Below are 12,835 nucleotides of genomic sequence, written 5' to 3'. Positions count from 1 at the left end.
TATTATGATGCTTATTCTAATGGTACCGTTCCCTAAAGTCAGGTTTACACTATCGCGTGAGTGTGTATCTCATTTTGACACAGATAGACTTGTCCTATTTCTTTCCGTCCTTCTTATCCGTTTTGCGACGCGCAAGGATGAAAATCGGTTCTAACTGACCGTCTACATACTTGAAAGGTAAAGCTGTAATTGGCATAGGACCGTTAGCATAGAAATGGAAACCCATTTGGCCCATCACATCATACCCAGATGTGTTGCGCAGATCAGCTAATATGAGCACATCTTGATGCGGAATGGCGATACATAGATCTCCTTCCACCTTCTGTGCATATTCATTTATCAGAGCCTGATTGAGAATACGGCTAGCCGCATAACCATCTGGTACGTTAATAAAATAAAAAACATTCCCGCTCACTGTGTCTTGTTTTGCCTCGTTAGGTAATCTTCTAAGATTAAACAACGCTTTTTCCTTGATGGTTTGCTGCTCCCAATGGGATGCGTACATCATATCCTCATCTATCAAAATGTACGTTTGACCTAAGTCAATGGCGTAATACACTCGTGACTCTGCAGTATGCTCTTCATAAATGAGTTGTTTTCCGTCCTTTGTTTCTGTGGGGAAAGACGTACTCCTCATGACAGGGAATATCTTCGTATCATTTCCTTCTAGGCTTACATTGCGGCGTTCTTCCACCGCCTGTATCATGGATTCAACATTGTCTAGGGATTCATTTATTATTGTATCTACGTCTTCTTTTCCTTTATTGATGCGTTCGAGCATTTTTGGGACGGATATTCGGATCGGCTCCGACTTGTCTGCCATATCTATGGTAAACTGATCTTGTTCTCGGTCCCATTGTGCTTGCCAACCACGTGTTTCAAACGCGGCTTGTAAATGTTCTTGTAGCTCTTTTGCGCGCACAATCTCACCTCAGTTAATTTAATGTCCTAAAGACTCTGTTGTTCTTCTTTCTATCTCCTTTACTCATCCTTCTTCGGGTACTCTGCTATAACGGTTGTCCCTAGTCCACCACGCGAATTCCATAACGCTTCGATACGCATGTGCTTAGGTTCACATAAAGCAACGAGATCATCTAGTATTTTCTGTGTGGCGTGCTCCTGATAAATGCCCACATTTCGGTAAGAAGTTAAGTAGTACTTCAGTGATTTCATCTCTATAAGCTTCTCATTCGGTGTGAATGTGATATTAATATCAGCAAAATCTGGTAATCCAGACCACGGGCATACGGAAGTGAATTCAGATGTCGGTATACTGACTTCTATATCTTTCCCTGGGTACTCATAAGGAATCGTTTCTAAAATATCCTCTAAAATCACACTCTTATCTTGTATATCAAAGCGGATATCAGCGTATTTACTATGGTCTATATTTGTGTCTTTCGCCATTCATTTTCATCCTTTCCTTGTATTCCCTCGTTCTCTTTTTTTCCATTGGAACTTTGTTTATTATATAATATAATAAACTATTCTAAAAGGAGTATAACAGATGAACCGACATTTTATAAAGGTAAAGCACCTGCTTGGTGAGTTAGTGCTGTCCCATCGTAAGGGTCATCTCAAAACCTCCATCACTACCAAAGAAATCTATTTTCAGAAACCGAACCATACGTATCATATCCTGTTTGATGATATCGTTTCTATTGTCCCATATCGAACAGCTGCTGTTCAGGATACGTTTCATATTGCAGATGAATTGAAAGTTCACAGCCAATTTAGTCAAGAATTATATAAAGTGAAGGTTTCAGAAATGGTTGTTCTGAACAGACACGGTCGTTATCTCCGCCAGGATACAGATATTATTTTACCTCTAAGTGATCGATTTTTAGAGAAAGTGAACCAGTATACTGATCTCACAGGATTACCAGTGCAATCATAAATTCGTCGTTGTAAAAGGAGTTATTTTATGATTACAAACATTCAACGCCAGTTATTACGTCAGATTCCAGCTGTTCATGAACTCGTTCATCAGCCATCCTTACAACAGCTCATTCGTGACGAAGGCATCAGTGATGAAAATTTAACGGCATGTTGTCAGGAAGTGACAGAAGAAGTCAGACAGCAGATACTAGAAGGTCACCTCAGCGAGAACACCGTTCTCCTTCCCTATATCATTGAACGTATTGGTGAGAAGGTGAATAGTCTAACTCAAACAACACTTAAATCACTGATAAATGGGACAGGCGTGATCCTGCATACAAACTTAGGACGTGCGCGCCTCAGCCACGAGGCCCAAGCCGCTTTAACAGAGATCGCAGCCCATTATTCCAATCTTGAATTCGATCTCAATAGCGGAGAAAGAGGTTCTCGTCACGCTCTTGTTGAGGATCTCATCTGCCGACTAACAGGAGCTGAAGCTGCTCTTGTCTGTAATAACAACGCTTCAGCTGTATTTCTAGTCCTGAGAGAGTTAGCTCAAGATAAGGAAGTGGTCGTTTCTCGGGGGGAGCTTGTTGAAATTGGCGGCTCTTTCCGTGTATCCGAAATTATGCGTGAAAGCGGGGCAACACTAAGAGAGATTGGCACGACCAACAAAACACATTTATACGATTATGAAAGAGCTATTTCAGAAGAGACAGCCATGTTTCTAAAGGTGCACACCAGCAATTTTGTAATACAAGGCTTTACAGCAACTGTACCCGGAACTGACCTCGTCTCTCTCGCACACCAACACCAGGTCCCCGTATTTGAAGACTTAGGAAGTGGTGTCCTCCTTGATTTACGACCGTATGGTATTGGTCGTGAGCCTACTGTTCAAGAAGTTTTACGTGATGGGGTCGACCTCGTCTCCTTTAGTGGAGATAAACTCTTAGGTGGTCCTCAAGCGGGTATTATTGCTGGTAAGAAGGAGTATATACAACGCTTGAAAAAAAATCAGTTGATGAGGTCTATTCGTGTAGATAAATTCACACTTGCAGCCTTGCATGCCACATTAAAAGCATATTTAGATGAAGAAAAGGCCAAGCAAACGATTCCTACACTCCGCATGATTCTAGATCAACCTGAGACAGTCAAGGATAAAGCAGTCCAATTTATAAATACGCTAAACGACCCTCGCTATGATTGCGAACTCGTCTCGCTTGAATCTGAAGTTGGTGGAGGAACCATGCCGGAAGTGAAAATACCGTCTTGGGGCGTTAAAATTTGCTCCGAAAGTCACAGAAATGTGTCACATTTTGCCAAAACGTTGCGTAATTCAACATTTCCTGTCGTTGGACGTATCGTGCAAGACGCTTTCACACTAGACTTTAGAACTATTGATAAGGAAGAAATAGGGATTGTTCAAACCACCTTGAGAAATTTGTAGAATAATTGGAGATTTCTTCGAAGAATGATTTGAACTGAGACTATTTTTTAATATATGATGGAATTAATGTAAGCTTGTCTTAATCATAAGATAAGCTTATTTTTGTGGACAATGGGAGGGGCGGATAGATGACTATAAAAAACAAAATACGCATGGGAGTACTATTTTCCGTCGTTGGATTACTCGTAATTGGAGGCATTACTTTTTTTATCGTCTCACAATTAAATGGCATGGATGAGAAAATGGATCGCATCCACCACGCACATAATCTCGGAACAGAGATTGTGGGGTCCATGCATGAAGCAAGGCTTAATGAATTGAACTTTATTTCTAATAATGAGATTGATCGAGTTGAAGAGGTTGAAGAGCACGTCCAACTCATGCAAGACAAAGCTCAAGACTTAAAGAACATGACGGATAACTCTGTCATCGGGGTTAAAGCAGAATCGTTAGAGAGTTCAACAAACAGTTATTTAAATGAGTTCAGCCGTCTAGTCGAGTACAGCAAAGAGATAGGGCTTAGCTCGTCCCAAGGGCTCACCGGACAGATGGTCCAAAATGCTACAGCGTTCCAATTGCTTGCACGCGATGCTAATCAAATCAGTGTTTTAAATGAGATGACCAGTCTCCGTAATATCGAAAAAGACTTCATTAATCGCCCAAGACAAGATCTTGTAGAGGATTTTAACACTCAGGCTGATACGCTTGAGTCAGCTGTTCAGTCGAGTGGCGGATTATCACAGCAACAAGCTGAAACTTTGAGTAGAAACCTTGAAAATTACAGAGAATCATTTCTGCAGGTCTCTGAATTAACCTTCTCTCAACACGAACTGATTAGCAAGTTTACAGACATTACAAGCGTGATGGAAGCTGATGTCGCAGCCATCTCAACTGAGCTTAGCAAAGAAATGGATGCCATCGGAGCGAGTAAAGTGAGACTAACAGCCACCCTCTATGTTATTTTATTCGTCACAATTGGCAGTATTCTGGCCGCCCTTTTGATTGGTGGTTTTTGGATACAACGTTCCATCATTAAATCGGTACATACTTTACAAGATGGCGCTAAAATTATTGGATCTGGTAACCTGGGATTCCGTGTTCATCTGCGAACGGATGATGAGATGGGGGATCTTGCTTCTACCTTTAATGAAATGGCAGACCAAGTTCAGCGCTCTTTTAGAGAAGTTCAACGTGTGGCACGTGACCTTTCCTCTTCTTCTGAAACGTTGGCAGCCGTGTCCGAAGAAACAACAGCACAAACACACGAAGTGAACAATGCCATTGAGCAGGTATCTACAGGAGCACAGAGTCAAACAGAAGACTTAGAACGTGGTATAAAAATGTTAGGGCAAATGGTGACGAAACTAGAAGACGTTAATCAATCAACACAGAAAATATCTGAACAAGCCCAGATGACTTCAAGTAAAGGTAACCAAGGACTTGGTGTCATGACGGAGCTTGATCAAACGTCTAATGAATTCATACGTTTAGCCAACAACCTGATTTCTAACGTAAAAGACGTCGCTCAAAGCTCTCAAAAGATATCAGACATTGTGGAGGCCATCGATGAAATTTCTAACAGCACTGACCTGATCGCCTTGAATGCGGCGATAGAATCTTCTCGTGCCGGAGAAGCTGGAAAAGGTTTTGCCATCGTTGCCGGTGATGTTAGAGAACTAGCTGAGAAGACAAAAGAGGAAACCACTAACATTTACAATGTCCTAAAAGAGATTGGGGTTAAAATTAACAGCTTATCTAGTGAGGCTGAAACATTAACCTCTTATAGCTCTAAACAGGGTGAAGCCGTAAAATTAACCCGCTCCTCTTTCGATGATATTGTTAATCAGGTGCAGCAAATTGAAGAACAAGTTGATCATGTCCAAAAGTCTGTTTCTCTGTTAAATCATTCGTCTCAAGAAATTAATTCCGCTATGCAGGATATCAGTGCGATTTCTGAGGAATCCGCTGCTTCTGCTGAAGAAGTGGCCGCATCAAGTGAAAATCACTTAAAAGCCATTGAAGAGGTCAACAATGCTGCTATTCAACTACAGGACATTTCACAACTTCTGCTACGGGAAGTGAATAAGTTTAATCTGGGACACGAACGTAAGCAGCAGGTGTATACATCAACTATGGCCCATAGAAAAGCGCAGAAGGCAGATAAACAAAGAGGGCAACATTCAGATAAAAGCTCAAAGACAAATAATGATAAGCAAGCTGATACAGGGGCAAGTGCTATGTCGTCTGATCAGGATCAAAAAGCATTAACTGATCATCCTTCAGGTGATATGCCTTCTGATGATAAACGATCAGTCGAAGACCCATCAGTTCTAACTGAGAATGAAAAATTAAACAAAGACCAAAGCTCTCTAGAGATTACTCAAGAGCATGGGCAAGAACACCACTTTCAAGAAAATCTTGATAAGGACAGTAGCCCAGAACAAAAAGTCGCGATGCGAACGGACTCAGAAGAAAGCGACACCCCAGACACACATGAGGGGCTCACTCAAAAATTAGAACACGAACGCGAGGTTGCAAAAGACGAGCCTCAAGTACAACAACAAGATAAGCCACAACCTACACTGTTTGGCCAACAACGTCGTTCACAAGAAAAGCATGACTTGTATCAAGTCACAACGGATCGTGATCAAGAACAAGGTCAGCCTCAGAGTCAGGATGAGTCTCAAGAGGATCACAATCAGCCTAAGATTAAGGATCCATTCAGTCAGCTTTCGCCTACACAGCAACAACAAGATTCATTAGACAATCATACTGAACAAAAATCTGTACAGGAAAAAGAGGTTGAGCCGAGAAAGCAAACGGTAGAAGAAACCTTTGGCAGAAGATCTACTCAAAAGAAAAAAGGAAGCTCTTTAATGGAACGAATTAAGAAAAGAGAACAAGAGCAAGCTTCCGAATCCGTTGCGTCGACCCAAGACATATACAAGGATTCAGATCATGATCAAACAAAAGAGCCAGACCATAAGACGGACGCTCGTGATCAGACCACATCTGGATACAGTGCAGACGACTCAGAAACGGGTCGCTCACATTCTTTCAAACAAAATCTCAGAAACATCCGTAGAGATTAATAAATAGCAAATATAAAAGAGAGGCTAAGGTTAACGTCCTTAGCCTCTCTTTTCTTTTATGTATTAGTAAGTGATGAGTAAGACATTATACGAATAGGAATGACAATCATAATATACCACCACTTGCATACACTTTAATTAAAACTTGTATGTTTAAAGCGAGTTTGGCACATATTATAAAAAGTACCATCATCATCAATAATACGTGAAAGAAAGGATGATCAGAATGGATCGTTTGGCTCTACTGCTCGTTGTCATCGGAGCTATCAACTGGGGTCTTATCGGCTTATTCCAATTTGACCTTGTCGCAACGCTGTTTGGCGGTCAAGATAGCTGGTTAAGCCGCATTATCTATTCCCTAGTCGGACTTGCAGGTTTATATAGCATTTCACTTCTATTCAGAGAACGTGAAAAGGCAGGAGCGTAAAGGTTAATCACGTACAACATTCCTTTACAGATTATTGAAAAGAGGCGACACACCAACCAATTTGTGGTGCTCGCCTCTTTTTATATCTTGTTCCTATATGATAATATTTATTATAACAGCTATATATATGATATATTATACAGTTAATTAAGTTTAAACCATGATATCATTCATACACGTTTACAAGGTGCCCAAAATGTTTATATCAGTGCACTAGAGGAAAAATGATGGAATGGACTCTAACATACAATTGTCGAAAATAAGGGCTAAAAGCTCAACTAGGACATAGGATGTCGGTGTTCATTTTGTTACGAGTTAGGAATTCGACAATTTTAGTTGGACAGAACGTAACTCGTATTTGGTCTGCTCTATATTTCTTCTCTCGATTTCTTCAAAAAGTAAATCGATAAAGTCTGGGGAGCAATTGAGTTCTTTAGCTCTCATGTACGCTTCAACAAGTTCTGCATCTGTTAAACGTTTCATTGTTTTTCTCCCTTCCAAACTTTTATATTTAGGATGGTATCACGTTATATGACAAAGAACAACCGCTCGGTTATCCACACTTTTTTGTGGTTAAATTGTGAATTTTATGTGAGTAGATTGTGGTTAAATGCCATTAATTGTAATAGATCAATGAATATACTGTGTATAATTTTATCCACAGAACGTTGAAATGAGATGAACTTTCTCACAAAATGACAAATAAAAAATTTTTTTCGACAAAACATTACATAGAAAGATTAAATTAATGTTCCATTATAGACCTTTTGTTTAAAAAGAGCGATGTGAACTTAGGTCTTTCTCAATAATAAAGATCCCCTTAGGTATATACTACTGTTTATGAAGTTGCCTATAACATAACGGCATCATAGTTGCCTTCTTTGAGTAACTACTAACACCTTACCCGCTTTCAACATGCCTTATGCCCTTGATTTTTAAATTTTTCTCTTACTAAAATATTTTTCGCATGTTAATCATAAAACTTGGGTATCAAAGCGACATATAAAAAAAAGATTCAGAAAACGTTACGCTTTCTGAACCTCAGTCCCCCTTGTTTTTAATTGAAAATGCGTTTTATGTTTTAATAGTACAAGGACGCACATCAAAAACGCACATCCAGCTGTGAATAGATCGTGATCATAGCGATAGTAAGTAAAGGGAACAGCTAGAGAACCGACAATACTCATGAGAGATATGTATTTGATAAAGATGGTTGTGACACCCCAAAAAGCGACGCAGACTAATGCTGCAATAGGTTCAGTTGCTAGAAATATACCGAGTACTGTTGCCACGCCTTTTCCACCTGAAAATTTTAGAAACATTGATCTTAAATTGCCCATTAATAAAAACATACCGGATACGATGGCTTGACCTATGGGTAACATGTACAATGACAATTGCATCATAAAAAAAGCTTTACCAACATCGGAAATAAGGACAAACATACCCGCTTTTTTACCTAGCACTAAATATGTGTTACTTGCACCAATATTGCCAGTTCCTTTTTCCTGAATATCGATCCCCTTATATTTAGCAACAATTTTTCCTACAGGGATAGACCCTATGATGTAGGCAATCACACAAAACAGGAAAAATGTCATGATGGCATCTCCTTCTCTACCTTAGTATCATATGAAAAAAAGTTCTGTTATATTAATTATAAAAGAAAAGTGAAGAAAAGGGGACAAAAATGTTTACAATAAATGAAATTTTATCTATAACGGACGGCGAGCTTGTGCAAGGCGATGATACGCAAATGATCGGTTCAGTTCATTTCGACACACGCAAACTGTGTTCAGACGGACTTTTTATCGCGTTAACGTCAGGGGTTCGGGACGGGCATACCTTTTTAAAAGATGCTGCGGACCAGGGTGCCGCTGCGGCCCTCATATCAACGACAGATGTGATAAAACCGCAAGAGGTGAAATCCTTAGGGCTCATTCGTGTGGCAGATACAGAGAAAGCATTTCAACAGTTGGCTGCCGCATATCGTGCCACTTTAGATATTCCCGTTGTCGCTATCACGGGTAGTAACGGAAAAACGACCACGAAGGACATGATGGCACACGTACTGTCCCATAAGAAAAAGGTTTTTAAGACAAAAGGGAATTATAATAATCATCTCGGCGTCCCACTCTCCCTTTTGGACATCAGTAAGCAAGATGAGGCTGCTGTACTTGAACTAGGGATGAATCATGCCGGAGAAATTGACTTTTTAGCTCATTTGGCCCAGCCTCATATTGGTGTGCTTACTAACATTGGCGACGCTCATATTGAGTTTTTTGGTACGAAGGACAAAATTGCTGAAGCCAAAGGTGAATTATTGCCTCATATCTCACTAAAAGGATTCGCTTTGCTAAACTTAGATGATTCTTACGTTTGTTCTCAGGCTGAACGCTATCAAGGAGATAAAGTGTATTACAGTATTGAAAAGAAAGCAGATATATACGCAACGAACATTGCTTATCATGAGCATGGTACTTCCTTTCACTTACATATTGGCGAAAAAGCAATAGCAGCGTTTATCCCAACATTTGGTCATTACAATGTGGCTAACGTTTTACCTGCAGCCTACGTCGCTTATAAGCTCGGATACACGTTAAAAGATATAACGGAAGCATTGCTCACATTAACGATCTCTGACATGCGATTCCAGACGATCAAAGGGAAAAACGGCAGCATCCTTATCAATGACGCCTATAATGCGAGTCCAACGTCTATGAAAGCATCCGTTGAAACGTTCGCTAACATTTATCCTGACCGGCAAAAGGTGGTCGTTCTAGGTGATATCTTTGAGTTAGGTGAGAACGCTGAACAGTTACATGCTGACGTCGGTCACGCGATTAAGGATAATGATGTCAAAGTTATAACGGTTGGAGATCTTTCTAAACATATCTCCGACGTCTGCCAAGGCACACATGTTCATTCGAAAGAGGAAGCGCTCAATAGCCTTCAATCGTATCTATCACCAGAGTATGCCCTCCTTTTTAAAGGCTCTCGTGGAATGAAACTTGAAGCTATCGTCGATCAAGTCAAAGCGGAGGAAACTGAAGGTTAATGAGGTTGGTTTGAATGTGAGTCATACAGCGCACATAAAGACCTTAGCGATTTGACCGTTTTTCCTTTTCCCTCCATCCTATACCCTCCATCCAAAACGAAGGAGCATTGCCTTTGTCAGGTGAACGCTCCTTCGTAGTTTTGTTTAATAAAACATGCTCTCTATTTACTCTAGACTTTCCGCTTCTACCTGATTCTGTTTCCGCTCCTCGTATCGTTCTAAACCTAACGAGATCAGTTTCTCTATAAGTTCAGGATAAGAAATGCCAGTCGATTTGAAGAGCATTGGATACATACTATAAGGTGTGAAACCAGGCATCGTATTCACTTCGTTAATCCAAACCTGATCCTGGTCTTCATTATAAAAGAAATCGGCTCGGGACAGCCCGGAACATTCTAAAACCTGATACGCTTTTTTAGCCACGCTCTGAATCCGCTGGACGACATCTTCCGGAAGATCTGCGGGAATGTCTAGCTCGGTCCCGATATTTTTATATTTCGCTGAGTAATCATAAAACTCATTAACAGAACGGATCTCACCCACCACAGATGTCAGCGGTTCATCGTTCCCAAGTAGGCCAACCTCTACTTCACGTCCGACTAGCATTTCCTCGACAATCACTTTGCGATCATACTTCGCTGCCTCTTGTAAAGCTTTCACTAATGCCGTTTTGTCTTTGGCCTTGGATATTCCCACACTTGAACCTAGGTTAACAGGTTTGACGAAACAAGGAAATCCTAATGTTTCCTCCACTTCATTGGTGACTTGTGCTTCATTTGTTTTGATCTCATGACGCGTGAAAGACAAGTACTTACACTGTGGTAAGTCAAAATGAGCAAACATGTGCTTCATCATCACTTTATCCATCCCGAGCGAGGACCCGAGAACGCCTGAGCCGACATAGGGCACATCGATCATCTCAAGAAGCCCCTGTAACGTCCCATCTTCACCATAAGGACCGTGGATAACAGGAAAAGCAACATCTATATCCTGTTTGAGGTCAAATAAAGACACCGTCTCCCCTGCTTTCAGTCTCACTTCCTGTAAAGAAGACGGCTTGGAAGTGTAACGTTGTCCTCTCACCCATGTACCGTCCAGTTGAATGTATATAGGTAAGACATCGTATTTATTGTAATCGACAGCTTCCATTACAGAAAAAGCGGTTAATAAAGAGACTTCATGCTCACTTGATTTTCCACCATAAATCATACCTAAGGTGCACTTCTCACTCACTGCGATCCTCTCCTTTTTATAACGTATATACGCGCCTCCTGCTGCAGCTTTATTCTTCCTAGAAAAAATAGAAAAATAAAAAGTGTCTAGCTAGTGAGACACGGGATTTACTTTATGTATATGCCTACTATTATACCATGAGTTCTTCTTCACGTAACTGACTGTCATATATTGCAATTGACAGTCCTATGGCGCTATGTTAAATTTATTGTTGCTTTGACTCATTAGCAATTTAACAAACTAAAGCATTTAATTGTACATCTTGTTGTCATTACGTTTTATATGAAAAACATCATGTCATGAACGATATGATTACGATGGGAGAGGATACTAATGAATGCAGTATTAATGGCCGTAGTGGTCATGCTAGGCTTAAGTTTGGCTCGTGTACATGTTGTGATTGCACTCATTATCGGTGCCGTCGTCGGAGGTTTATTTGGAGGATTGGGGCTTAGCGAAACGTTAAACACGTTCACATCGGGACTAGGCGCAAGTGCCAATATTGCACTGAGTTATGCTCTGTTGGGCGCTTTTGCTTTTGCCGTATCCAAAACTGGACTTCCTCAACTCTTTGTTAAGATGTGCACGAAGTTAGTGGGGCGGGAAGGAGAAACGAAACAAAGTACGTATACAAAGGTCTTATTGCTTCTTATTCTATTGATTATGGCTTGTTTCTCTCAGAACGTGATTCCTGTTCATATCGCTTTTATTCCGATTTTAGTTCCGCCGTTACTTAAGGTGCTTAACCTACTAGAATTAGATAGACGTGTTGTGGCTTGTATTCTCACATTTGGATTGGTCACGGCTTACATGTGGTTACCCTTCGGTTACGGGTTGATCTTCCATGATATCATTGCCAGTAATATAGGGGGTAATGGGGTCAGTGTTGATATGGCATTCGTTCCTCGTGCGATGGTCCTTCCAGCGTTAGGAATGCTAATAGGGTTATTAGTGGCTGTTTTTGTTACTTACCGCAAGCCACGCCAGTACCAAGAAGCCAAGCTTGGTAACGATGAGGCATCACAATCTGAAAAATCCTATACGGGGCGTTCTATTGGTTTTGCCTTTGCAGCCATTATGCTGGCGCTGTTCACCCAGGTCTATACGGATTCAATGGTCTTTGGCGCTTTAAGTGGGATTCTGTTGTTATACTTTAGCGGGGCATTTAGTTTCCGTGAATCTGATGAAGTCCTGACAAATGGGATGAAAATGATGACCTTTATCGGATTTGTAATGATTTCCGCAGCCGGTTTTGCTGAGGTGTTGCGAGAAACAGGGGACATTGATGCACTTGTGCAGCATGGTGTACAGCTCGTCGGTCACAATCAATTCCTTGCTGCATTGCTCATGCTTCTCATTGGCTTGCTTGTCACGATCGGGATCGGCTCTTCATTCTCAACGATTCCTATTTTAGCCACCATTTTTGTTCCGTTTGCTATGGAATTAGGGTTTAGTCACATGGCGATCATTGCCCTCATTGGCACGGCGGGTGCCCTTGGTGATGCTGGTTCCCCGGCATCTGATAGTACCCTGGGACCGACCGCGGGTCTAAATGCTGATAAGCAGCATGATCATATCTGGGACACGTGTGTGCCAACGTTTATCCATTATAATATACCGTTGATTATTTTCGGGTTGATTGCGGCGATGGTGTTATAGGTGCAACAAGGTGCTCCTCTAACTCCGCAACTCGAGCTTCA

Annotated in this window: 11 protein-coding genes; 6 read left to right on the top strand and 5 right to left on the bottom strand. The window is 41.0% G+C overall.

All coding sequences use genetic code 11. The features are described from left to right. Positions 1-94: 94 nt before the first annotated feature. Both JKM87_RS04820 and queF read right to left on the bottom strand, forming a co-directional pair. On the bottom strand, positions 95-922 hold the full coding sequence (locus tag JKM87_RS04820) for a DUF1444 family protein (RefSeq protein ID WP_202078506.1): 828 nt from the start codon (positions 920-922) through the stop codon (positions 95-97). Positions 923-981: 59 nt separating this feature from the next. Then, positions 982-1,407: a preQ(1) synthase gene (gene queF / locus JKM87_RS04815; RefSeq protein WP_202078504.1), complete on the bottom strand. Its 426-nt coding sequence runs from the start codon at positions 1,405-1,407 to the stop codon at positions 982-984. 100 nt (positions 1,408-1,507) lie between these two features. Here queF and JKM87_RS04810 point away from each other — a divergent pair, with 100 nt between their 5' ends. The 4 genes from JKM87_RS04810 (at position 1,508) to JKM87_RS04795 (ending at position 6,844) form a co-directional block, all read left to right on the top strand. After that, the gene (locus JKM87_RS04810) at positions 1,508-1,897 is read left to right on the top strand and encodes a hypothetical protein (protein ID WP_202078501.1); all 390 of its coding nucleotides are present in this window, start codon (positions 1,508-1,510) and stop codon (positions 1,895-1,897) included. A 27-nt stretch (positions 1,898-1,924) separates the two neighbouring features. Beyond that, the gene (gene selA / locus JKM87_RS04805; protein WP_202078500.1) at positions 1,925-3,325 is read left to right on the top strand and encodes an L-seryl-tRNA(Sec) selenium transferase; all 1,401 of its coding nucleotides are present in this window, start codon (positions 1,925-1,927) and stop codon (positions 3,323-3,325) included. Between the two features lie 128 nt (positions 3,326-3,453). Then, a complete protein-coding gene (locus JKM87_RS04800) occupies positions 3,454-6,417 on the top strand; it encodes a HAMP domain-containing methyl-accepting chemotaxis protein (RefSeq protein WP_202078498.1) in 2,964 nt (987 codons plus the stop codon). Positions 6,418-6,643: 226 nt separating this feature from the next. Beyond that, positions 6,644-6,844 carry a DUF378 domain-containing protein gene (locus JKM87_RS04795; RefSeq protein ID WP_419761834.1) on the top strand — a complete coding sequence of 67 codons (201 nt, stop codon included), beginning with the start codon at positions 6,644-6,646 and terminating at the stop codon, positions 6,842-6,844. 315 nt (positions 6,845-7,159) lie between these two features. On the opposite strand, the gene JKM87_RS04790 is transcribed toward JKM87_RS04795, so the two are convergent. Together JKM87_RS04790 and JKM87_RS04785 are read right to left on the bottom strand one after the other, a co-directional pair. Then, a complete protein-coding gene (locus tag JKM87_RS04790; RefSeq protein ID WP_202078496.1) occupies positions 7,160-7,327 on the bottom strand; it encodes a sporulation histidine kinase inhibitor Sda in 168 nt (55 codons plus the stop codon). A 542-nt stretch (positions 7,328-7,869) separates the two neighbouring features. Then, entirely contained in the window at positions 7,870-8,445 is a 576-nt protein-coding gene (locus tag JKM87_RS04785; RefSeq protein WP_202078494.1) for a glycerol-3-phosphate acyltransferase, read from the bottom strand. An 89-nt stretch (positions 8,446-8,534) separates the two neighbouring features. Between JKM87_RS04785 and JKM87_RS04780 the strand changes: the two genes are divergently transcribed. After that, positions 8,535-9,902: a UDP-N-acetylmuramoyl-tripeptide--D-alanyl-D-alanine ligase gene (locus JKM87_RS04780; RefSeq protein WP_202078492.1), complete on the top strand. Its 1,368-nt coding sequence runs from the start codon at positions 8,535-8,537 to the stop codon at positions 9,900-9,902. Positions 9,903-10,067: 165 nt separating this feature from the next. On the opposite strand, the gene JKM87_RS04775 is transcribed toward JKM87_RS04780, so the two are convergent. Then, entirely contained in the window at positions 10,068-11,135 is a 1,068-nt protein-coding gene (locus tag JKM87_RS04775; protein ID WP_202078490.1) for a D-alanine--D-alanine ligase, read from the bottom strand. Between the two features lie 333 nt (positions 11,136-11,468). Here JKM87_RS04775 and JKM87_RS04770 point away from each other — a divergent pair, with 333 nt between their 5' ends. Next, complete coding sequence (locus JKM87_RS04770; protein WP_202078488.1) at positions 11,469-12,794, top strand: Na+/H+ antiporter family protein; 1,326 nt, start codon at positions 11,469-11,471, stop codon at positions 12,792-12,794. Positions 12,795-12,835: the final 41 nt, after the last annotated feature.

Origin of the sequence: Caldalkalibacillus salinus (assembly GCF_016745835.1) — a bacterium.
Taxonomy (GTDB): Bacteria; Bacillota; Bacilli; order Caldalkalibacillales; family JCM-10596; genus Caldalkalibacillus_A; species Caldalkalibacillus_A salinus.
Note: the sequence above shows the minus strand (reverse complement) of the source record. Positions and strands in the feature narration are given on the sequence as shown.

Excerpts from the sequence above, each read along its gene's own strand:
- queF (WP_202078504.1), bottom strand. The coding sequence starts at position 1,407 with ATGGCGAAAGACACAAATATAGACCATAGTAAATACGCTGATATCCGC.
- JKM87_RS04810 (WP_202078501.1), top strand. The coding sequence starts at position 1,508 with ATGAACCGACATTTTATAAAGGTAAAGCACCTGCTTGGTGAGTTAGTG.
- selA (WP_202078500.1), top strand. The coding sequence starts at position 1,925 with ATGATTACAAACATTCAACGCCAGTTATTACGTCAGATTCCAGCTGTT.
- JKM87_RS04800 (WP_202078498.1), top strand. The coding sequence starts at position 3,454 with ATGACTATAAAAAACAAAATACGCATGGGAGTACTATTTTCCGTCGTT.
- JKM87_RS04795 (WP_419761834.1), top strand. The coding sequence starts at position 6,644 with ATGGATCGTTTGGCTCTACTGCTCGTTGTCATCGGAGCTATCAACTGG.
- JKM87_RS04790 (WP_202078496.1), bottom strand. The coding sequence starts at position 7,327 with ATGAAACGTTTAACAGATGCAGAACTTGTTGAAGCGTACATGAGAGCT.
- JKM87_RS04785 (WP_202078494.1), bottom strand. The coding sequence starts at position 8,445 with ATGACATTTTTCCTGTTTTGTGTGATTGCCTACATCATAGGGTCTATC.
- JKM87_RS04780 (WP_202078492.1), top strand. The coding sequence starts at position 8,535 with ATGTTTACAATAAATGAAATTTTATCTATAACGGACGGCGAGCTTGTG.
- JKM87_RS04770 (WP_202078488.1), top strand. The coding sequence starts at position 11,469 with ATGAATGCAGTATTAATGGCCGTAGTGGTCATGCTAGGCTTAAGTTTG.